Source organism: Myroides sp. DF42-4-2 (assembly GCF_030326445.1).
In the GTDB taxonomy this organism is placed as follows: domain Bacteria; phylum Bacteroidota; class Bacteroidia; order Flavobacteriales; family Flavobacteriaceae; genus Flavobacterium.
Map to the genome: position 1 here is coordinate 258,739 of NZ_JACAKI010000001.1, position 20,672 is coordinate 279,410.

17 protein-coding genes, 2 tRNA genes and 1 riboswitch are annotated in these 20,672 nt (G+C 39.0%); of the genes, 7 read left to right on the forward strand and 12 right to left on the reverse strand.

The genetic code is table 11. The annotated features are described in order from the left end of the window. Position 1 precedes the first annotated feature (1 nt). The 7 genes from HX062_RS01155 to HX062_RS01185 form a co-directional block, all read right to left on the reverse strand. Positions 2-772, reverse strand: a complete 771-nt coding sequence (locus HX062_RS01155; protein ID WP_182625381.1) for a DUF3050 domain-containing protein — start codon at positions 770-772, stop codon at positions 2-4. Positions 773-862: 90 nt separating this feature from the next. Beyond that, on the reverse strand, positions 863-2,041 hold the full coding sequence (locus HX062_RS01160; RefSeq protein WP_182625382.1) for an acyl-CoA dehydrogenase family protein: 1,179 nt from the start codon (positions 2,039-2,041) through the stop codon (positions 863-865). A 315-nt stretch (positions 2,042-2,356) separates the two neighbouring features. After that, positions 2,357-3,184, reverse strand: a complete 828-nt coding sequence (locus tag HX062_RS01165; protein ID WP_286466017.1) for a DUF4349 domain-containing protein — start codon at positions 3,182-3,184, stop codon at positions 2,357-2,359. 308 nt (positions 3,185-3,492) lie between these two features. Continuing rightward, the gene (gene thrA, locus HX062_RS01170; RefSeq protein ID WP_286466019.1) at positions 3,493-5,895 is read right to left on the reverse strand and encodes a bifunctional aspartate kinase/homoserine dehydrogenase I; all 2,403 of its coding nucleotides are present in this window, start codon (positions 5,893-5,895) and stop codon (positions 3,493-3,495) included. A 12-nt stretch (positions 5,896-5,907) separates the two neighbouring features. Further along, positions 5,908-6,867: an alpha/beta fold hydrolase gene (locus HX062_RS01175; RefSeq protein WP_286466021.1), complete on the reverse strand. Its 960-nt coding sequence runs from the start codon at positions 6,865-6,867 to the stop codon at positions 5,908-5,910. A 39-nt stretch (positions 6,868-6,906) separates the two neighbouring features. Further along, positions 6,907-8,184, reverse strand: a complete 1,278-nt coding sequence (locus tag HX062_RS01180) for an O-acetylhomoserine aminocarboxypropyltransferase/cysteine synthase family protein (protein ID WP_286466023.1) — start codon at positions 8,182-8,184, stop codon at positions 6,907-6,909. Positions 8,185-8,492: 308 nt separating this feature from the next. Then, entirely contained in the window at positions 8,493-9,200 is a 708-nt protein-coding gene (locus HX062_RS01185) for a tRNA1(Val) (adenine(37)-N6)-methyltransferase (RefSeq protein WP_182625386.1), read from the reverse strand. Between the two features lie 205 nt (positions 9,201-9,405). On the opposite strand from HX062_RS01185, the gene HX062_RS01190 reads away from it, so the two are divergent. Further along, a complete protein-coding gene (locus HX062_RS01190) occupies positions 9,406-9,870 on the forward strand; it encodes a hypothetical protein (protein WP_182625387.1) in 465 nt (154 codons plus the stop codon). Positions 9,871-9,874: 4 nt separating this feature from the next. Next, entirely contained in the window at positions 9,875-10,075 is a 201-nt protein-coding gene (locus HX062_RS01195; protein WP_182625388.1) for a helix-turn-helix transcriptional regulator, read from the forward strand. A 44-nt stretch (positions 10,076-10,119) separates the two neighbouring features. Here the strand turns inward: HX062_RS01195 and HX062_RS01200 are convergent, their stop codons facing one another. From HX062_RS01200 to HX062_RS01215, 4 genes are all read right to left on the reverse strand, one after another. After that, positions 10,120-10,650 (reverse strand): P-loop NTPase family protein, encoded by a 531-nt coding sequence (locus HX062_RS01200; RefSeq protein WP_286466024.1) that lies wholly within the window; start codon positions 10,648-10,650, stop codon positions 10,120-10,122. Between the two features lie 100 nt (positions 10,651-10,750). Next, complete coding sequence (locus HX062_RS01205; protein ID WP_286466025.1) at positions 10,751-11,446, reverse strand: DUF1003 domain-containing protein; 696 nt, start codon at positions 11,444-11,446, stop codon at positions 10,751-10,753. 206 nt (positions 11,447-11,652) lie between these two features. Continuing rightward, positions 11,653-12,183, reverse strand: a complete 531-nt coding sequence (gene rimM / locus HX062_RS01210; RefSeq protein ID WP_286466027.1) for a ribosome maturation factor RimM — start codon at positions 12,181-12,183, stop codon at positions 11,653-11,655. Between the two features lie 12 nt (positions 12,184-12,195). Next, positions 12,196-12,720 (reverse strand): 30S ribosomal protein S16, encoded by a 525-nt coding sequence (locus tag HX062_RS01215; RefSeq protein ID WP_182625392.1) that lies wholly within the window; start codon positions 12,718-12,720, stop codon positions 12,196-12,198. 533 nt (positions 12,721-13,253) lie between these two features. Here HX062_RS01215 and HX062_RS01220 point away from each other — a divergent pair. Together HX062_RS01220 and dnaE are read left to right on the forward strand one after the other, a co-directional pair. Then, complete coding sequence (locus tag HX062_RS01220; protein WP_286466030.1) at positions 13,254-13,850, forward strand: DUF6252 domain-containing protein; 597 nt, start codon at positions 13,254-13,256, stop codon at positions 13,848-13,850. Between the two features lie 117 nt (positions 13,851-13,967). Next, positions 13,968-18,509, forward strand: coding sequence for a DNA polymerase III subunit alpha (gene dnaE / locus HX062_RS01225; RefSeq protein ID WP_286466031.1), 4,542 nt, complete (start codon positions 13,968-13,970; stop codon positions 18,507-18,509). Positions 18,510-18,560: 51 nt separating this feature from the next. Here dnaE and HX062_RS01230 read toward each other — a convergent pair whose 3' ends face one another. After that, positions 18,561-19,070, reverse strand: a complete 510-nt coding sequence (locus HX062_RS01230) for a MepB family protein (RefSeq protein WP_182625395.1) — start codon at positions 19,068-19,070, stop codon at positions 18,561-18,563. A gap of 241 nt (positions 19,071-19,311) precedes the next feature. Here HX062_RS01230 and trxA point away from each other — a divergent pair, with 241 nt between their 5' ends. The 3 genes from trxA to HX062_RS01245 all read left to right on the forward strand — a co-directional run bounded on the left by trxA (position 19,312) and on the right by HX062_RS01245 (position 20,270). Beyond that, complete coding sequence (gene trxA / locus HX062_RS01235) at positions 19,312-19,629, forward strand: thioredoxin (protein ID WP_158961697.1); 318 nt, start codon at positions 19,312-19,314, stop codon at positions 19,627-19,629. 377 nt (positions 19,630-20,006) lie between these two features. Then, positions 20,007-20,080, forward strand: a tRNA-Asp gene (locus HX062_RS01240). Between the two features lie 113 nt (positions 20,081-20,193). Further along, positions 20,194-20,270: transfer RNA gene (locus HX062_RS01245), tRNA-Asp, on the forward strand. Between the two features lie 209 nt (positions 20,271-20,479). Next, a riboswitch (cobalamin riboswitch) is annotated at positions 20,480-20,660 on the forward strand. Positions 20,661-20,672: the final 12 nt, after the last annotated feature.

A 20,672-nucleotide genomic window follows, 5' to 3' on the forward strand; every position in this document is an offset into this window, starting at 1 on the left:
ATTAATTTGATTCAATGTTGCGTTCAATGGCATTCCACAAACCATATCTTTTTTCAAGTGCGGCTTTGGAAACGCGAATAACGTCTTGCCATTTTTGTTCGTCTGTTCCACAGAGTTCTGTGATCATCTGCATAGCCATGGGCCCGTGTTCATCCCCGTCCAATTCAATGTGTCGCTCAAAGTAATAAATTAATTTTGACAAATCTGTTTCGGGAAAGTTAAGTTGGAACCCTTTTAATATTTCAGTAAACATATCGGGAATTAAATCTTCGCGACCGAAGGTAAAGGCAGCGGCGATTTCATGTGGTTTTCCTTGGGCAATTACGTCAAAGGAAAACGCGAGAAACGCTTTAATATCTGGATCAACTGCTAAGGAGGCAATCGCTTGTTCGATGGTGTGCCCGTTTTGCAATTCCACTAAGAAGTCCTTCATGGTTTGCGTATTCGCCTGAGCGTCTTCCATTGCGTCAAAATACATCTCAAAATGGCTCAAACGCTGTCCATCCAGAGTAAGATCCGACTCTTCAGCTAAGACAATTTCGTTGATTAAATACCTGGTTTGCGGATAGGGCGATGCAAACCAAGGCGTAGTAGTACAAGTGAGCTTTTGCTGTAGCGCTTTGAGTAAGGACATAAAATCCCACACGGCATATACATGGCCTTCCATGAATTTTTGCAAATGTGCAATGGACGTTATTTTTTGATATAAAGGATGCTGTAATAAAGCGTTGCGTTCGGGAGTAATCAATTGATTAACGGATAGTATATTCATGGTGTTATAAGAATTTATACAAAAGTAAAAAAGCTTCTCGGTTAGGAGAAGCTCTTTATATAAAGTTTATCTATTTTAGTATAAGCTAGATTACTTGAATGCAGGGAAACCTGTCACATCCATACCTGTAATTAACAAGTGGATATCGTGAGTTCCTTCATATGTTACAACTGACTCAAGGTTCATCATGTGACGCATAATAGAGTATTCACCTGTGATTCCCATTCCTCCTAACATTTGACGTGCATCACGAGCAATTTCTAATGCCATAGCCACGTTGTTGCGTTTGGCCATAGAAATTTGAGCTGAAGTTGCTCTTCCTTCATTTCTCAAAACACCTAAACGCCAAGTTAACATTTGCGCTTTCGTGATTTCTGTGATCATTTCAGCTAATTTCTTTTGCTGTAATTGTGTTGCTCCAATTGGCTTGTCAAACTGAATGCGCTCTTTTGAATAACGCAAAGCAGTATCATAACAGTCCATAGCTGCTCCAATAGCTCCCCAAGCAATTCCGTAACGCGCAGAATCTAAACATCCTAGAGGTGCTCCTAATCCTGATTTGTTTGGCAATAAGTTTTCTTTTGGAACTTTTACATTATCAAAAATAAGCTCTCCTGTTGCTGAAGCTCTTAAAGACCATTTGTTGTGTGTTTCTGGTGTAGTGAATCCTTCCATCCCTCTTTCCACGATTAATCCATGGATTCTACCTTCTTCGTTTTTCGCCCAAACTACTGCTATATCAGCAAATGGTGCATTCGAAATCCACATTTTCGCTCCATTCAATAGGTAGTGATCTCCCATATCTTTGAAGTTTGTGATCATCCCTCCAGGGTTAGAACCATGATCTGGCTCAGTTAAACCAAAACAACCAATCATTTCTCCTGTTGCTAATTTTGGTAAGTATTTATTGCGTTGTTCTTCGTTTCCGTATTTCCAAATTGGATACATCACTAAAGACGACTGAACAGATGATGTTGAACGTACGCCTGAATCTCCTCTTTCAATCTCTTGCATGATTAAACCATATGAAATTTGATCTAATCCTGCTCCTCCATATTCCGTTGGAATATAAGGACCAAATCCTCCAATTTCAGCTAATCCACTGATAATTTGTTTCGGGAATTCCGCTTTTTGAGCGTATTCTTCAATAATTGGAGATACCTCTCTTTTTACCCATGCTCTCGCAGCATCACGAATTAATTTGTGCTCTTCTGTAAGTAAATCATCTAAAAGATAGTAATCCGGTGCCTGAAATAAATCTGGTTTCATAATATTCTTAAGTTTATCAGTTGTGACGACAAAAATAAGTAATATTTATAGATGTGCAATTTTTGGGTGTGAAAGTATAGCTAAATTGCTGTTATTTTACTAGAGAATGGAAATTACCCTAGTTTAATTGTTTCGAAGTTAAAAAGCTGAAATTAGCGCTAAACTGTCGCGAACGCAACGACTTGATTCCAATGAAATGAGTATGTCCTTGGAAACTAAATCTTGTACTTCATAAACCCATAGAAACAATTAATCCTTAAAAAAAAATGAGCCGATAAATGTTATAATCGGCTCATTTTTTTGTAATCTACTGATTTATAGTGATTCGTTTGTCTTTCTTTTTTTGCGTTTGATTCTCCTTCTAATCAAGAAGAATACGCCTATACTAATTAGGATAAATGGCCAAATGTAAAATAGTCCCAAGGTGAAAGCAACCAAATTATCCCATCCTTCTTTAAAAGCGCTAGTAAATTCAGAACCTGAGGAGGTTGTTGAAGGCTGTGTTTCGTAAAATACGACAGTCAGTGTACTAAAGGCAATGCTACTTTTTAAATAATTCAATCGACCTTCATAAGATTCGATATCCGAACGCAGAGTTTCGATTTCTTTCTCAATCGCTAGGATTTCTTCAATCTTAGATGCTTTACTCAAGAGTGCTTTATAGCGACTTTCCAACTCTTTTTTTGTTTGTATACGCGATTCTACATCAATAAATTCTTCCGTAACATCGAGGGCTTTGATGTCTTGTTGTTCTATGTTTTTAGCTGTTGTAGCAATGTCGGCCAGTACGCTTTCAAAATGGGCTGCTGGAATGCGTAAGGTCAGGGTATAAACAGAGCGATTTCCGTAGGATTCTGCATTGTCTTGAGATACATAGCCTTGGTATTTCGCAACAGCAGTAGTAAGCTGTTGACGGGTATCTTTTGCATTCGCAGTTTCAAAGCGAATACTTCCCTCTTTAATGATTTTGCGCTGTGTCGTTTGTTGTTGACTTTCGAGGTTTTTAGCAGGAGTGGAGTTGACATCAGCAGACTCCAAACTCATTGCTGTATCAGCGGTCGATTGTTCATAGCTTTGGTTGCAAGCCGCCACCGTTATAAGGAGAACCCCTCCTAATACAATACTTAGTACTCTTTTTTTCATTGCTTTTTTTTTTGTGCTCTAAGAGCATTCCTAGTGGATGGCTACCTATAGCGTTTACAGAGATTAAAAGTATTAAAAAAGGGGGGAAATCTGCTCGTCTTTTTGTTGTACATCCGTTTTTTTGCCCGAAAAAAAATAAATGGCATATAGAAGAAAAAAGAGGATATTCCCAAAGGACAAAAAGAGAGTAGTTTGTGGCTACTCTCTTTTAACGAAATTTAGAATAAAACAACAACCAAGAAAAGAAGTGAACAAGCTTCTTTCCGCGGTTAACTATAATTGAACTATAGTATCAGTAGATGTTAGGGTTACTTATCGGCCAAACGCAGAATATCGCCGAATACCCCCCTGGCTGTGACAGCTGCACCTGCACCTGCACCTTGTATAATGATTGGGTTCTCACCATAGCTTTCCGTATAGATTTCAAAAAAGCTATCAGACCCTTGGAGTTGACCCAAAGGAGATTGATGAGGTATCGCAACTAATTTAGTTTCCAAAATGCCTTTGTCTTGCTGTAAATCACCCGATAGTTCACCCACATAACGCAAAACGGTATGCGGTTGCAGTTCTTTTTTAAGGGCTTCAAAAGGCGCATCCAAAGCAGTGAGTGAAGCAATAAAAGCTGCTGTATCTATGGTTTGTAAGGCTGGTGGTACAAGATTTTGAATCTGAATTTCTTCAAATTCATTGTGTAAATCTAGCTCACGAGCGAGTATTAAAAGCTTTCGACCTACGTCGTTGCCCGAGAGGTCTTCCCTTGGATCAGGTTCTGTAAATCCTTTGCTAATAGCCTCTTCCAATACTGTACTAAAAGGCTTGTCCTGTACAGAATATGTGTTGAAGATATAACTTAAGCTACCCGAAAATACCCCCTTTATTTTGGTGATATTCTCACCAGATAAATGCAGCAACTTAATGGTGTCAATTAAGGGTAATCCTGCGCCGACATTCGTTTCATATAAATATTCTTTATGGTTGTTCTGAAGCGCTTTACGGAGTTCCTGATAGTAAGCATACGAAATGGTATTGGCAATTTTGTTTGAGGATATTAAATCAAACCCACCCTCCACAAGGGGAATATAATTGTCAACAAAATGTTTTGATGCGGTGTTGTCTATTGCAATGAGATTCTCCAAGTGATGCTGTTGTGCAAAGGCAATTACGTCTTGAATATTATAAGGTATACCTTGTGTTTCTACTGCTTCACGCCAATTTGAAGGGAGTTTATTCTCTGTTAAATATATTTTTTTGGAATTTCCGATGGCAAATAGGTGAAGTTCGATATTTTTCTTCTCGCCAATAGCTGTTGCTGACGCCAGTATTTGGTCAATTAACGTACCGCCTACTAATCCATGACCGAATATCGCCAAGTTGATTTTTTTGGCCATCCCAAAGATCTGCCCGTGAATGACGTTCACTGCTTTTTTTGCTTCTTCTTTGCGCACAACGACACTGACGTTTTTTCCCGTGAGTGTATTGTGAAAGAGAATAGGCGTTATTTTATTTTTTACTAGAGAAGCATATGGCTTGTCGAAGGTACTGAGGTCTTGTCCGATGATGGATATAATCGCAATATCGGGTATGTGTGTAATCTGATCGACATCTTTGGTATAAAAATCAGGCTGAAATTCTTTTTTTAAGACCTCCACAGCTTGTTGCGCATTTTTTGCTTCCACGGTAAAGCCCAATCCGCGTTCAGAAGAGCCTTGAGCGATGACTCCAATGCTGATGCCAACAGCAGCCAATGCAGTAAATATGCGAGCGTCAACCCCGACAATACCTAATAATCCACGCCCTTCGAGCTGAATGAGCGCCACATCAGATTGTACGGATAGGGATTTAATCCCTTTTGTACTTGGAGTGGATGAAATCAACGTTCCTTTACTCTTGGGATTTAGTGTATTTAAGATTCGCAAGGGGATATCGCTTTCAACTAAGGGCAAAATGGTTTTTGCATGCAAGATAGAAGCACCAAAATGCGCGAGTTCATTAGCTTCCTCATAATGGAGTTCATCTATTTTTTGCGCGTTTTTTACCCAGTCAGGATTGGCAGTATAAATACCGTCAACGTGAGTGTAGTTCTGCAATTCTGACGCTCCAGTATAATTGGCGAGTAAAGCAGCAGAATAATTACTGCCATTTCTACCTAAAGTGGTTGTTTCCCCTCTTTCATTTGCCCCAATAAAACCCGTCACCACAGCAAGAACAGTTGGATCTAAACTTTTAAAGAACAAGGTTGTTTTGGCTTTGGAAATTTCTTCTTTTACTTGAGCCTGACCGAAAGAAGAATCGGTAACAAAAAAATGACGGCTGTCAATGGCAACTGCAGGAAGGCCTTGCTGTGTTAAGTGATGGGTGAGTACTTTACTCGATATGAGTTCACCTTGTGCTAGCACGCTATCTTTGATCTTTAAACTGTAGTCTTCCAAAAGAGAAACCCCCTCATACACCTTCTGTAGCAAGGTAAATTCCTCCTCTAAATCAACGCCTGCGTGATATGGTCTCTCCTGAAATGCTAGGAAAGGAGCGAGGTAATCTTCTTGATTTTTGGCTAGGTCTAAGAGGGATTCAAGGGTGTCTGTCGTATCGCCAATGGCAGAAACCATCACGGCAATTTTTCCTTGAGTTGCTTTGTCTTTTACAATGGATATGACCTTGTCGAATCCTTGCCCTGATGCAAGTGATTTTCCTCCAAACTTTACTATTTTCATGGTTGTGTTGATTTATAATAGATTTTTTATTAGACGGTTTAGTTGCTCATACTCCAGAAGAAAGGCATCGTGACCGTGAATAGATTGTATTTCTTTATAGGTGATATCTACACCGTATTTCGTTAATTTTTCAACCGTTTGCTGTTGCTCTTGTTGGGTAAACATATAATCTGAATCAATGGCAATTACCGTGATTTGAGCTGATGTTTGAGCGGCAAATATGCGGAGTTTATCTTCTGTCAACTCTTTTCCAATGGTTTTCAATAAATGGTTCATCAGTTGATAGGCCAATAGTTGAAAGCGATTTTTGAGGGTTTCACCATGATAGTTAAGCCAGCATTCGACGGCGTACTGTTCTTGTTCCATATGCCTGTTGAATTTTTGAATCATTGACGCCGGGGTGCGATACAACAGCATCGCGTGTTTTCGCGCATCTTCTAAAGGATGACTCGAGTGGGCGAGAATGCTTTCTTGTACGTGTACTTGACCAATTAACCAATCCGAAGCTTGTATATTAGTGGCAATTGGAATTAAGTGGGTGATGGCCTTTGGACGTTGTATGGCCATTTCCCAAGCAATGCTTCCACCCAAACTTCCGCCAATAACAGCATACAATTGTTTGATTTGCAGTGCATCCAATCCTTTCCAAAACAAGTCAGCGATGACTGCTGTAGTGAATACGCGATAATTTGACAGTAAATGAGCTGTAGATCCTTCGTATCCATTGCCAGGGATATTAAAGGCTATAACCGTATAGCGGTGTAAATCAATTACTTTTCCTGGGCCAATGAGCTGTTTCCACCATCCGCTTTTCCCCGTTACCGTACTATTTCCTGTCAAGGCGTGATTTACTACTACGACAGGTGCTCGATGCAAGGGTTGACCGAACACTTCATAACTCAGCCGTAAGGTTTGTCGTGTTTGGTCGGGTAATCTGCAATCGTATAAGGTGATATAGTTCAAGTGGTTCATAAGGCAAGCTCTTTCGGTTGTACACCGATCAAAAGGAGATTAGGTTAATAATTCAAATACGCGGGCTAAATCTTGTTTTAAATCTTCAAGGGATTCAATTCCTACAGATAGTCGCACCAAATCAGGTGTAACACCCGTAGCTTTCTGCTCTTCTACTGTCAGTTGTTGATGTGTTGTTGAAGCAGGGTGGATCACCAGGGATTTCGTATCGCCAATATTGGCAACTAAGGAAAACAGTTTCGTTTCATTGGCTACCTTCTTAGCCGCTTCAAACCCTTGCTTTAAGCCAAAAGTAATGACACCACTCTGCCCTTGGGGCAGGTATTTTTTAGCTAAGGTGTGATACGGGCTAGAGGCTAATCCAGGGTAGTTTACCCAAGCCACTGCTTCTTGGTTTTCTAGCCATTGCGCTAACCCCAACGCATTTTCACTGTGTTTCTGTAGTCGAATCGGCAACGTTTCTAGCCCTTGTATGATTTGAAAAGCGTTGAATGGGCTTAAAGCAGCCCCTAAGTCGCGCAATCCTTCCAGGCGTATTTTACCAATAAAGGCTGCCTTACCCAAGGCTTCATGGTATATTAACCCGTGATAACCCGGGGCAGGTTCTGTAAATTCTGGGAATTTTCCACTGCTCCAGTCAAACGTTCCCGCGTCTATAATCGCACCTCCCAATGCGGTACCATTACCTGAAATGTATTTGGTCAAGGAGTGAATAACAATATCAGCACCGTGCTCAATGGGGCGTAGAAGAGCAGGCGATGGAACAGTATTGTCCACGATAAAAGGAATCTGATGTGTTTTCGCAAGCTGGGAAACGCCGGCTAAATCAATAATATCTAGTTTGGGATTTCCTAAGCTCTCTACAAAAATGGCTTTGGTGTTTTGCTGAATGTTCTTGCTGAAGTTCTCGAGGGATGAGGGATCTACAAAAGTGGTATGAATGCCTAAACGAGGCAGTGTCACATTGAGGAGATTGTAAGTGCCTCCATACAAACTGTTGGAAGCCACAAGGTGATCTCCCGCTTTTAATAGGGTTAATAGCGCAGTACTTATAGCAGATGCTCCCGAAGCGGTTACTACAGCGCCAATACCGCCTTCTAAGGTTGCAAGGCGTTGTTCTAAGATATCGTTGGTCGGATTGTTTAATCGCGTATAGATATAGGCAGGAATGGACAGATTGAATGCACCTGCTGCGTGTTCGGCATTGTCAAAAACATAAGAGGTTGTTTGGTAAATGGGAACCGCTCTCGAACCTGAGGTTTGTGTCACTTGATGCCCCGCGTGTACCGCTTGGGTTGAAAATTTTAAATTGCTCATAACATTGGTTTTAGAAGTTTAGAAAAAGACAAAAAAAAAAGCCCCACCGAATGACCGGTGAGACTACAACTAATTTATCTACTTATATCAGATCAATTCATTGACTTCCGGCCATAACAAGGAGTGAACATCATTGTGTTCATTGTCATGTACATCATCATTGAATTAAAATTGGAAATCATGGTTCTATTTATTTATCCGTAGCAGGCAAGAAGATAGAGGAATAGATTAGCTATCTTTTTGACTGCTTTGTTGTAGAGCAAATTTCTATAAAATAATTTGATTTACAGGTATAAAAACTTGTAATACTATAATTTTAGATAAAAATTCTGTACTAGGGTGGTGAATTCAGGGGTGTAACAGTGTCTTTTTTCTTCTAATACCAACTCATTTAGAGGAATTTTCTCTATGCGCTTTCTTGAAAATGCAAGTAAACTGCGTTTTATCTCACTGCTAGGTGTTCCTTTTACACGAGTGACCTGCATAGGGTAGATGTCAAACTCCGCAGCAAGGTACATGATGCGTTCTTCTTCTTTAGAAGGAATGATTAAACTAAATATGCCCTCTTCGGATAAAAAGTACTCCACTGCTTCGATGAGTAACTCAAAGGGAAGTGCTTCTTGAAAACGCGCTTGATCTCTTTTTTCATCTGGTGTATGGTAATCTTCGCTATAAAAAGGAGGATTGGAAACAATTAGATCGTAGGTTTCATCCATACCATTGGCAAAATCCTCTAATCCTGCGTGATAGCAGAATAAACGATCCCCCCACGGGCTATTCTCAAAGTTGTCAGTGGCTTGTTCATGGGCATCTGCATCAATTTCTACGCCGTCAATTTGTTCCGCATTAGTGCGTTGTGCGAGCATTAAGGCAATTAACCCTGTACCCGTACCAATATCTAAAATTTTAGTTGGGTTGTGATCTATGGGAGTCCAAGCACCTAATAGTACACCATCCGTACCTACTTTCATGGCGCATTTGTCTTGGTGTATCGTGAATTGTTTGAATTGAAACATAAGGATAAGTATAATTTCGATCCCTCAAAAGTACAAAAAATGCAGGTGTCGTGGCTTGACTTTTCCTTTACTCCTCCGCATTTGTTGTTGATTTAGTACGATTGAGGTATTTTTAAATGTAAAGAATGCAAGTCTAAATGTAAAGTATTTCATACATAATGAAAAGTTTTTATTACATTTGAGTTCACTTTATAATTAGAAAACGATGGAGACAAAATTTTTATTACCTCACGCTTGTAAGAAGTTTGGTTGGATCTTACTAATCCTGAGTGGGCTTGTTTGGTTGTATTTACAATTGACAGGTCAAGAGGAACTTCCTTTTTTAGAAACTTCGGTGTTTAGTATAGCGGGGAGTTATTTTTTTGGGGATAAGACGGCTTTTTTCACCGTAATCAAGGCGAATATTACGACTACATTGATTGGTAGCTTATTTTTACTTGGCGGGTTGGGCGTTGCTTTTTCAAAGGAAAAAATAGAAGATGAATTTATTGCTAAATTGCGATTGGAATCGTTTCAATGGTCTTTTTTGATCAACTATATTTTGTTGTTTTTGGCCTTTGTCTTGATTTACGGTTTTGATTTTTTTTATGTCATGATCTACAATATGTTCACCATGTTGATTTTGTTCATTTTCCGTTTTCACTATTTAGTAGTGCGCCATAAAAAATAATGCAATGAAGAATACGTTAAAGGTACACCGTGCCATTAAAAATATAACCCAAGAGGAATTAGCCACTATTATTTCAGTTACTAGACAAACGATCAATGCCATGGAGAAGAATAAATACGTTCCTTCTACGGTGTTAGCGTTAAAGTTGGCGCGTTATTTTGAGGTAGCTGTTGAAGAGTTGTTTCAATTGGAAGAGACGGATTAATCATAGGTAAAAACATCCAATGTTTTAGGTAAACACAATAGCCATTACAAGCCCCATTGCTTGTAATAGTTGCGTAAACTGGCAAAAGATGTCATTCGAATGCAAGGAACACCACTGTTATCAATGAGTTGTTGATACTTGGTTTTATTCTTGGGAATGTGAAATAGAATGTGTCGGATCATTTTAAAACTAAACTGCGTGGTGGCACCTTCGAGGTTGCCTGCGCGGTTTTTGTTGTTTTCTAAGCTGCGTTTGGTATAGCGGTAAACTGAATCCCAACGAGAAAAATCCAACCAAAGAATCACGGTCGCTCGGGCAAAGCGCTCCGGCATCAAATAGCTGTAGTTTCCTTCGATAACCCAGCAGTCATGGTGATCGAGAAAATTTTGATGATCGATGCGCATCAGTTCTTTGTCTCGAGGTTGCCAATCCGTATGAGGGAGATGGGCAATTTGATCCAAATGACAAATCGAAAGACCAAGTTTACGCCCTAGTGCCTGTGCTAAGGTCGATTTTCCTGCTGCACTGTTGCCTATAATACAGATGCGACTTCCTAAATTTTCTAGATTATTCATGTTTTTTCGTTTGGTTTTCTGTTTGCTTTGTGCGCGGTTTGTTATTCGTTCGAAAAGCGTCCAAAGCCCAAATCGAGCAAGGAGTCAACCACACACAAAACTAGCCTTTCTTTTTGATTTCCTTCATCAAATCTTCCAAATAGTCTACTTGAACTTCCTGTATTTCCAGTAGTTTTTTGTTTTGGTGAACCAACAAATGGTCAATTTTTTCGCTGAGTAATTTGATTTCTAATTCTGCTTTTAGGTTGATTTTATAATCCTGTTCCCCTCGTTGTCGGTCTTTCTGTTCTTGTCTGTTCTGACTCATCATAATAATAGGCGCTTGGATGGCAGCCAGACAAGAAAGTATGAGATTTAGCAGGATAAATGGATAAGGGTCAAAGGGTTTAACAGTGAAGACCCAAATATTGATGACCATCCAAATAAGTAGGAAGGTAAAAAATGTGAGGATAAAGGTCCAACTACCACCAAAAGCAGCAACTTTATCTGCTATTTTTTGCCCCAGTGTTAACTTCGTTTCCATGTCTTCCTGTATATTTTCAGAGAGAATGGAGTTATTCTTTATGGCCTGCATGACATCTTGATCGAGGTGAGCTAGTTCCCCTTTTTCTTGTAGGATGAGTTCCGTTAGATACAAACGTCGGTATCGGTTTAACTCACCTAAGGTGATGTACTCTTCTTTTGTAAAAGAAGGATAATCGCGTTGAATCAGCTCAAAAATACTTTTTCGAATATCCTTAGCTCGAATCTCTTCGCCAGGATTAATAGTGAGTTTACTGAGTGCACTTATTTTCATGATCTTTTATTTTGTTGGTTGTGCTGGTGAATCTCTACTTGACAAGGGGGACATTGAACTAAATGTACAAAAAAACAAAATACAATTATCTTCCCAATGAGCAAACCGTATAATGAGCAAACCGTTTATTGACCAATCTGCGCAAAAAAAAACACCTATAAAGAAAAGCTTCCTTTATAGGTGTTTGATACTATCAACGGTAAAAATTAATTACCTAAATACAAGTCCACTAAACCAGCGGGTATATTTAGTATTAATTTTTTGTTTTCTCGATCTACTTCTTCGATTAATTGATCAATCATGGGTACTAATATTTCGGTACCTTGGTGATCAATTTCGAATAGGGCTTGGTAATTGCTATCGTTAATACGGACTAAAGTTCCAACAGAACCTAAAGTGATATCCACTACTTCAAAACCTTCCACTTCGTGATAATAGAACTTATTTCCTTCTAGTTTGGGCAATAAGTTCAGGGGCAAATACAATTCCGATCCTATGAGGCGATCTGCTTCTTCTTCCGAATTACAGTCTTCAAACTTGACTCTTAGGAAATCGTTTTTGTGCAAAAAAGCATCTTCAATAAAAAAAGGAACCAGTTGTCCGTTAAAGTCAACGAACACTGATTCCAAATTTTCGTATAACTCAGGTTCATCTGTGTCTAAATAGACCAAAAGTTCCCCCTTGAAGCTAAATTTTTTTGCGACTTTGCCTAAATAGAAACAATCTTTTTTACGCATATCGCCAAGAAATTATGCTTGAGTTTCTTCGTTGTTTTCTTCAGTTGCTTCTTCAGTTTCTACAGCAGGTGCAGACTCAGCAGCAGCTTTAGCTACGTTAGCAGCAGCGCGTTTAGCGTTAGCTTCTTTTTCAGCAGCGATTTTTTGTGCTTTATCAGCCGCTTTAGAAGATGTTAAACCATCTTTTTTCGCGTTGATTTTGTTTGCTTTCTCTTCTAACCAAGCTGCAAATTTAGCATCTGCTTGTTCTTGAGTTAAAGCACCTTTGTTCACTCCACCTTGTAAGTGGTGTTTCAATAAAGCACCTTTGTAAGAAAGTAATGTTCTAGCAGTATCCGTTGGTTGCGCACCATTAAATAACCATTTAACAGCTGAATCTACGTTTAACTCAACAGTTGCAGGGTTAGTGTTTGGATTGTAAGTACCGATTTTCTCTAAGTATTTACCATCTCTTTTAGCGCGTGAATCAGCAGCTACTACCCAGTAAAAAGGTTTCCCTTTTTTACCGTGTCTTTGTAATCTAATTTTTACAGACATAATAATTTGTTTTGTTTGAGGTACCCGACCTCGGTTAAAAATTTGCGCAAATATACTAACTTTTTTAATGCAATGCGGTAATTCAATGCAAAAAAATCTCTTTTTAGGCGATTGGTTTTTAGGTGATTATCTATATTTCTACAAAATATCTAGTGCATGCGTTTTTAAATTAGGAGTCATATTGGTTAAAATTTTAGACCTAATCTTTTGTATTTTTGCTATAGCGCGTGAAGAATCTCACTTTCTTTGGGTAACATACCCCTAGTCTAAGAGGAGGAAATAGGACAAGAATGCACGACTATTTTTGTGGGATTGAAGCAAACGAAAAAGGGAGGAAGGAACCGTATTATATTGTCTTTTTCTCAATAAAAGTTAATTCTCAGTGGCACAAGCAATAACATTGATTTTGTATTTTAAGGAAACGCAAAAAATAGTTTGACTTCAAAGTTAAAGTTTTATTAAAAAAATTTTTTTATGAACAATAAAAAATATATTTTTGCGATGTATATATATCACTAATAGGTTAGTATAGTATGAGAAAGATAATAGGAATATTTGCTTTGGCTCTTGGATTTATGGCGTGTGAAAATGATGTTAAATTTTCTGACCCAGGCATGCACGCAACAATGACGTTAGAAGCAATAACGGATACAGCTAGAATACACGGAAATCCTTATAATCATTTTGCGGAATATAAGCCCCAAAGTTTTAAAGCGTATGTAGTGAATGATAAGACGTTGATTATTGATGCTAAGACAGATTCTACTCAATTGAGAATTTATTTGCCAGATTATGAATTTGGTGCAAAATACGAGTTTAACGCTACAGATAACATCAAAGCAGATTATTTAGTGTTCAATGACTTTGAGAAAATCAAAGCGTTTTATTCTACGGATGCATTATCATTAATAGATAATAAACCAGTGAATCGCCCAGGATATGTAATCCTTGATTCGGCAGATAAACAAGTGCCAGGAACAATCTCAGGAACATTTGTTATTAATATGAATGCGGCACAATTGCCAGAAAATGAACTTGGAGTAGATGGTACACTTGTAAAGCGTTATGTGGATAGAAAAGCATTTGACGCCGGTGTTTTCTACAGAATTCCATTAGAAAAAGGAAAATAGAGATTTGTAAATTTATTTATATTGAGAAAAGTCGCTTACCAAGTAAGCGGCTTTTTTTGTACCTTTGAAATTGTTACAAATCTTCCCTTTTTTGGGTTAATAAGCTATAAATCAAGTATGTATTTAATTTTTGATACGGAAACCACTGGGCTTCCGAAGAGTTGGTCTGCTCCTTTAACGGATACTGATAACTGGCCACGTTGTGTGCAAATCGCATGGCAGTTACACGATGATATGGGACGACTTGTTGAACATCAAGATTATCTGATTAAACCAAAAGGATTTAATATTCCTTATGATTCGGAACGTATCCACGGAATCTCTACAGAATTAGCAGAAGAACAAGGAATCGACTTGGAAGAAGCATTGGCTAAATTCAATATTGCCTTGTCCAAAGCGCGTTTTATTGTCGGACAAAATATTGGTTTTGACGTCAACATCATGGGCTGTGAATTCTATCGCATGGGGGTGGGTAGTACCCTCACAGAAATGCCTGTGTTAGATACTTGTACGGAAGTTACAGCCGAAATGCTGAAACTACCTGGAGGACGTGGTGGTCGCTATAAACTGCCAACCCTTACTGAATTACACACCTATCTGTTTGGTGATGCGTTTGCGGAAGCACATAATGCAACCGCTGACGTGGAGGCAACTACCCGTTGTTTTCTTGAATTGATTAAACGCCATACCTTCACCAAAGAAGAATTGCAATGCGACGATACATATATCGATCGCTATACGGCTTTTAATCCCCAACCTTTTCAACCGGTAGGACTAAAGCATATCAACCTAAAAAAAGCCTCTGACGAAATTAGAGCGCGCCTAGCTAAATCGCAAGGGAGTGCTACAGAAAAGATTTCCTCAGAAGAGCGTTTGAAATTTCAAGAGGCAAAATTTGCTCATCTACACGTACATACTCAATTCTCTGTACTGCAATCAACCATTGGAATTCCGAATTTGGTCAAAAAAGCAGGAGAGATGAATCTCTCGGCTATTGCCATGACGGATCACGGTAATATGATGGGGGCCTTTCACTTTGTAATGGCGGTAAATAACCACAACAAGGGTATTGAAGCGCAGAACAAAGAGCGTTTAGAACAGGGTGAACAACCCTTGCCTTTATTAACACCTATTGTTGGGTGTGAGTTTTTTATTAACGAAAATCACCTTGATCGAACTAAAAAAGACAATGGGTATCAAGTGGTACTCTTGGCTAAAAATAAAAATGGCTACCACAATTTAGCAAAGATGGCTTCTATCGCCTATACTAACGGATTCTATTATGTACCGCGCATTGATAAAAGTGTGGTGGAACAATATAAAGAAGATGTGATGGTGCTTACTGGAAACTTATTTGGAGAGATTCCAGGAAAGATTTTGAATGTGGGAGAGCGCCAAGCCGAAGAGGCATTATTGTGGTGGAAAGAGCAGTTTGGTGCAGATCTGTATATCGAACTCATGCGCCACGGTCAAGAAGATGAGAATCGGGTAAATCAAGTATTGATTGAATTTGCTCGCAAGCACAACATCAAAATGGTAGCGACAAATAACGCTTACTACTTAGATAAAAAAGACGCCAATGCCCACGATATTTTATTGTGTGTTAAAGATGGTGAAAAACAAAGTACACCGATTGGTAGAGGGAGAGGATATCGCTACGGATTGCCTAATCAAGAGTACTACTTCAAATCGGAAGAAGAAATGAAAAAATTGTTTGCGGATCTACCCGAAGCAATTTACAATATACAAGAAGTTGTCGATAAAGTAGAGCCTTTTGTGTTGCATCGCGATGTACTACTTCCTAAATTCGACATTCCTGAAGAATTCCAAGATGCGCGTGACCTAGAAGGAGATGGTGAGGGAAAACGAGGGGAAAATAACTATTTAAAATACCTGACTTACGAGGGGGCAAAACGCCGTTATCCAGAAGTGACGGAGGCTATACGCGAGCGTTTAGACTTTGAGTTGGCAACTATTGAGCGTACGGGATATCCAGGGTATTTCTTAATTGTACAAGACTTTATCGCTGCCGCTCGTCAAATGGGGGTTTCTGTGGGACCTGGTCGTGGATCTGCTGCAGGATCTGCTGTAGCCTATTGTTTGGGAATTACCAATTTAGATCCGATTGAGTACGATTTGCTTTTTGAGCGTTTCTTAAACCCTGACCGTGTTTCCATGCCCGATATTGATATCGACTTCGATGACGAAGGACGTAGTAAGGTAATGGATTACGTTATTGATAAATATGGGGCTAATCAAGTGGCGCAAATTATTACCTATGGAAAGATGGCAACTAAGTCTGCCATCCGAGATACGGCACGCGTGTTGGATCTACCTCTTTTTGAGGCTGATCGTATTGCGAAGTTAATCCCTGGGATGATGCCCTCCAAATGGAATCTCGCGCGTTTTTTATCGGAGAGTGAGGATGTAATTAAAGGCGTATTGCGAAGTGAGGAGTTTGACAAAGTAAAAGAATTGATCGCCTTAGCTAAAGAAGATTCACTAGCCGCAGAAACGATTCAACAAGCGAAGATATTAGAAGGATCTATGCGAAATACTGGTATACACGCCTGTGGAGTGATCATTACCCCCGACGATATTACTAAATTCGTACCTGTAACCGTAGCTAAAGACTCCGACTTATATGTTACCCAATTTGACAACTCCGTAGCAGAGAGCGCAGGATTGCTCAAGATGGACTTCTTAGGGTTGAAAACCCTGACGTTGATTAAAGACACCATTAAGTTGGTTAAATATAGAACGGGAATTGATATTGATCCAGATTTAATTCCAATTGATGACGAAAAGACGTATGAACTCTTCCAGCGAGGGGAAACTATTGGAGTGTTCCAATACGAATCGGCGGGGATGCAAAAATACATGCGTGAACTGAAACCTACGGTTTTTGCGGATTTGATTGCAATGAACGCCTTGTATCGTCCAGGGCCTTTGGAGTATATCCCTTCCTTTATTCGTCGAAAAAATGGAGAAGAACCTATTGTGTACGATTTGGATGCCTGCGAGGAGTACTTACAGGAGACCTATGGAATTACCGTATACCAAGAGCAGGTGATGTTGCTATCGCAAAAATTAGCGGGATTCACTAAAGGTGAGGCCGACGTTTTGCGTAAGGCAATGGGTAAAAAACAAAAGGATGTCTTAGATAAAATGAAACCTAAGTTTGTGGATCAAGCGGCACAAAAAGGACATGATCCTGTTGTGTTAGAAAAGATTTGGAAAGACTGGGAAGCTTTTGCATCTTATGCATTTAACAAGTCACACTCAACCTGCTATGCTTGGATTGCCTATCAGACGGCTTATCTGAAAGCACATTATCCCGCAGAATACATGGCAGCTGTGCTGTCTAATAATATGAATGATATCAAGCAAGTTACCTTCTTTATGGAGGAGTGTAAACGCATGGGATTGCACGTATTAGGACCCGATGTTAATGAGTCGTTTTATAAGTTTACGGTAAACAACGAATATGCGATTCGATTTGGGATGGGAGCTATAAAAGGCGTTGGACAAGGAGCGGTAAAAACAATTGTCGATAATCGTACAAACGGCCGTTATCGCTCTATTTTTGACTTAGCGAAGAAAATTGATTTGAGAGCAGCCAATAAAAAAGCATTTGAAAACTTAGCGCTTGCTGGAGGATTCGACTGTTTTGAAAATACACATCGCGCTCAATATTTCTATACTGATCCAACGGATCCCAATACATTCCTGGAGAAAGCAATCAAGTATGGTGCTAAAACCCAAGAAAGCGAAAATTCAGCACAAGTGAGTTTATTTGGGGATAGCAGTGAGGTGCAAATCCCTGAACCCCTATTACCAGCTTGTGGAGAATGGAGTACGATGGAAAAATTAGCCAAAGAGAAAGAGGTGGTGGGAATCTATATTTCAGGACACCCACTAGATGACTTCCGCTTTGAATTGAAAAGCTTTTGCAATGTACGTGTGGAAGAATTGGCGCGTTTAGAGAATTTTACAGGACGCGTGGTGAGTTTTGGAGGAATGATTAGCGATGTTCAATTTAGAACTTCGGCAAAAGGGAAGGACTGGGCTGCCTTTACGATTGAAGGATATGATGAGTCTTTTGAATTTCGCTTGTTTAACGAAGAATTTTTAAAGTTCAGGCATTTTCTGTTGATCAATACTTTCGTGTTTGTACGCGTACAAGTAAACGAAGGTTGGATTCGAAAAGATACTGGTGAACGCGGTGAACCTCGTTTACAATTTATGGAAATGAAATTACTACACGAAGTTATTCCGTCTTTTGCTAAACAGTTAATCGTGCAAATGAATGTGAAGGAATTGAGTGAGCGTAAGTTGAATGAAATTAAGGCAACACTGGATAAATACAATGGGGATAAACAAGTGTTCTTTGATATATACGAATTGGAAAAAGTAGCCATAGAGGAAGACAGTAAGCCAATACCGATACCAACTCTTCCTATATCAATGAATGAGGATGGCGAAGTTAGCGAGGATATGATGGTTGAAGAGGAGATGGCTTTCGAATTTGAAGAGAAAAAAGAAGAATTTAGAGTCGTTAACCGCATTGAGATGTCGAGTAGAAACAGTCGCATTACCATTAGTGCAGATCTTCTCGAAGAGTTAGAACGCCAGCAAATTATGTTTAAATTGAATTAACTCATCTTATATAGTAAAAACGCCTTGTTGTAGCAACAACAAGGCGTTTTTTTATTTTGTGTCAGCTAAGCGTAAAATAGATTGAGCAAGAGCCTGTGTTTGATTATTCCATGCTGTGAGCGATATAAAATACTGCTGTTGCCATTGTTGTGTTTTTAAGGCTTGTTTACTTGTCGGTGTATCCCAAGAAGGATAGACGCGAAATCCTCGTTTTCCTTCCTTTGCATCCGTAGTTATGATACCGTGTTGTTCCAATACAGCCTTGGGGAAAATAAAACATCCGCTTTGATGCTGATCCTCCGTTAAAATGATGAAAAAATCAATAGTATCCGCTGTACTAAAAGGCGCTGTAATCCCTGCTTCATTGCGTTTCCATACCGTTACAAACTGACCAATTTTCTTAGGTGTAATTTTTGCTTTGCGATAAATAATGCGATGAGAGGCGATGGTACAGCTACAACCAGAATACTCTTGACATTCGGGATCTATGGCATAAGTAGTACATACTATATTCAGTCGTTGGAGTAAAAGTTTGTCCAGTGTTTGTAATTCGTCCGGCATTTTTTTTGTAAAAGTAGTAAAAAATAGGTTTTACTATATAAGGTATAAAAATGTATAAGCAATGGAGTGTAGTGGAGTCCAATAAAGCAAAAACAGAGGAAGTGGCAATTTGAGAGTTTAAATAAACAAAGAAAAAGAATCGGCTTTGTAAATTCACAAATAGATAAAATTGATTAAAAAGGATGAGGTAAGTATAATAATTTTAGTAGTTTTGTCTTATAACGTAAAAAAAAGTATTACCATGGCATTAGAAATAACAGACGCTACATTTGAAGAAGTAGTATTAAAATCAGACAAACCCGTTTTAGTAGATTTTTGGGCGGTATGGTGTGGACCATGTAAGATGTTAGCTCCAGTTGTATCTGAGTTAAGTGCAGATTTCGAAGGAAAAGCAGTAGTAGGAAAAGTTGACGTAGACAACAACCAAGAATTTGCTTCTAAATATGGAATCCGCAACATCCCTACAGTATTAGTATTCAAAAATGGAGAAGTTGTAGGCCGTCAAGTAGGAGTTGCTCCTAAAAAAGCATACGAAGATTTAATCAACGAAGCGTTATAAGTCGACTTTGAACGATTAAAAAAATAAAAAAAACAGTGATAAATCATTTTATCACTGTTTTTTTTTGTGTCTCTACTCCATTTTTTGTTGGATCTACGTACAAAAAAAGAAGAAAAAAGGTGAGGAGATGCATAAAAAAAATGAAATATAGGGTGGATTAGGAACGAATGGGAGCGAGTGGAGAAGGTGAAAAGCAGGTTTAGAATCAAAAACGCGTCAATAATTAAAAAAAAAGTTCATTTTTTTTCGTCTTTTAGTTTGTTGAAACTCAGGTGTATTCTGGATTTGATGAAAAAAAGATGATTTTTTTTCACTGCTAGATTTGGAAGTGTAGAAAATGGTCGTATATTTGCACCGCATTACAGCAATAAAGACAAGGTTTGGTAGTTCAGTTGGTTAGAATACATGCCTGTCACGCATGGGGTCGCGGGTTCGAGTCCCGTCCAGACCGCAAAGCTCAAGATAAATTTGAGTAAGCGAAAAAGATAAAGAAAAAAATATTTTTCTTTGTGGTTTTTAAAAAAAGTCTATCTTTGTCGCTGTAATGATTTTATGGTTAATACTGGTTTGGTAGTTCAGTTGGTTAGAATACATGCCTGTCACGCATGGGGTCGCGGGTTCGAGTCCCGTCCAGACCGCCAGTAAAAAAGAAGCCTCTCATTTCGTGGGAGGCTTTTTTTGCCCTCTAATAATCACTGATTATTAGGTTGTAAAATTTAGTTGTGTTGTTAAGTGCGCAAGCACTAGGTTTAGTAGTTAGACCAATGAAAAGCTTTCCTGAAATTCACGGAGAGCTTTTTTGTTTTATAGGAAACCCATGTCCGCCTACCGTTTGCTTTTTTAGCTATATTTGCACCAAGAATAAAATGGTTTATCTGAAGAGATAATCAAAAGGGAATGGAGTGAAAATCTCCAACAGGCCCGCTGCTGTAAGCTCAATGGTTTAGCAAGCCTAGTTGTCCACTGTTGTTTAATGGGAAGGACGCTTGTTAAGAGTAAGTCAGAATACCTGCCATTTTAGGATTTGTTTTATGTTTTCGATG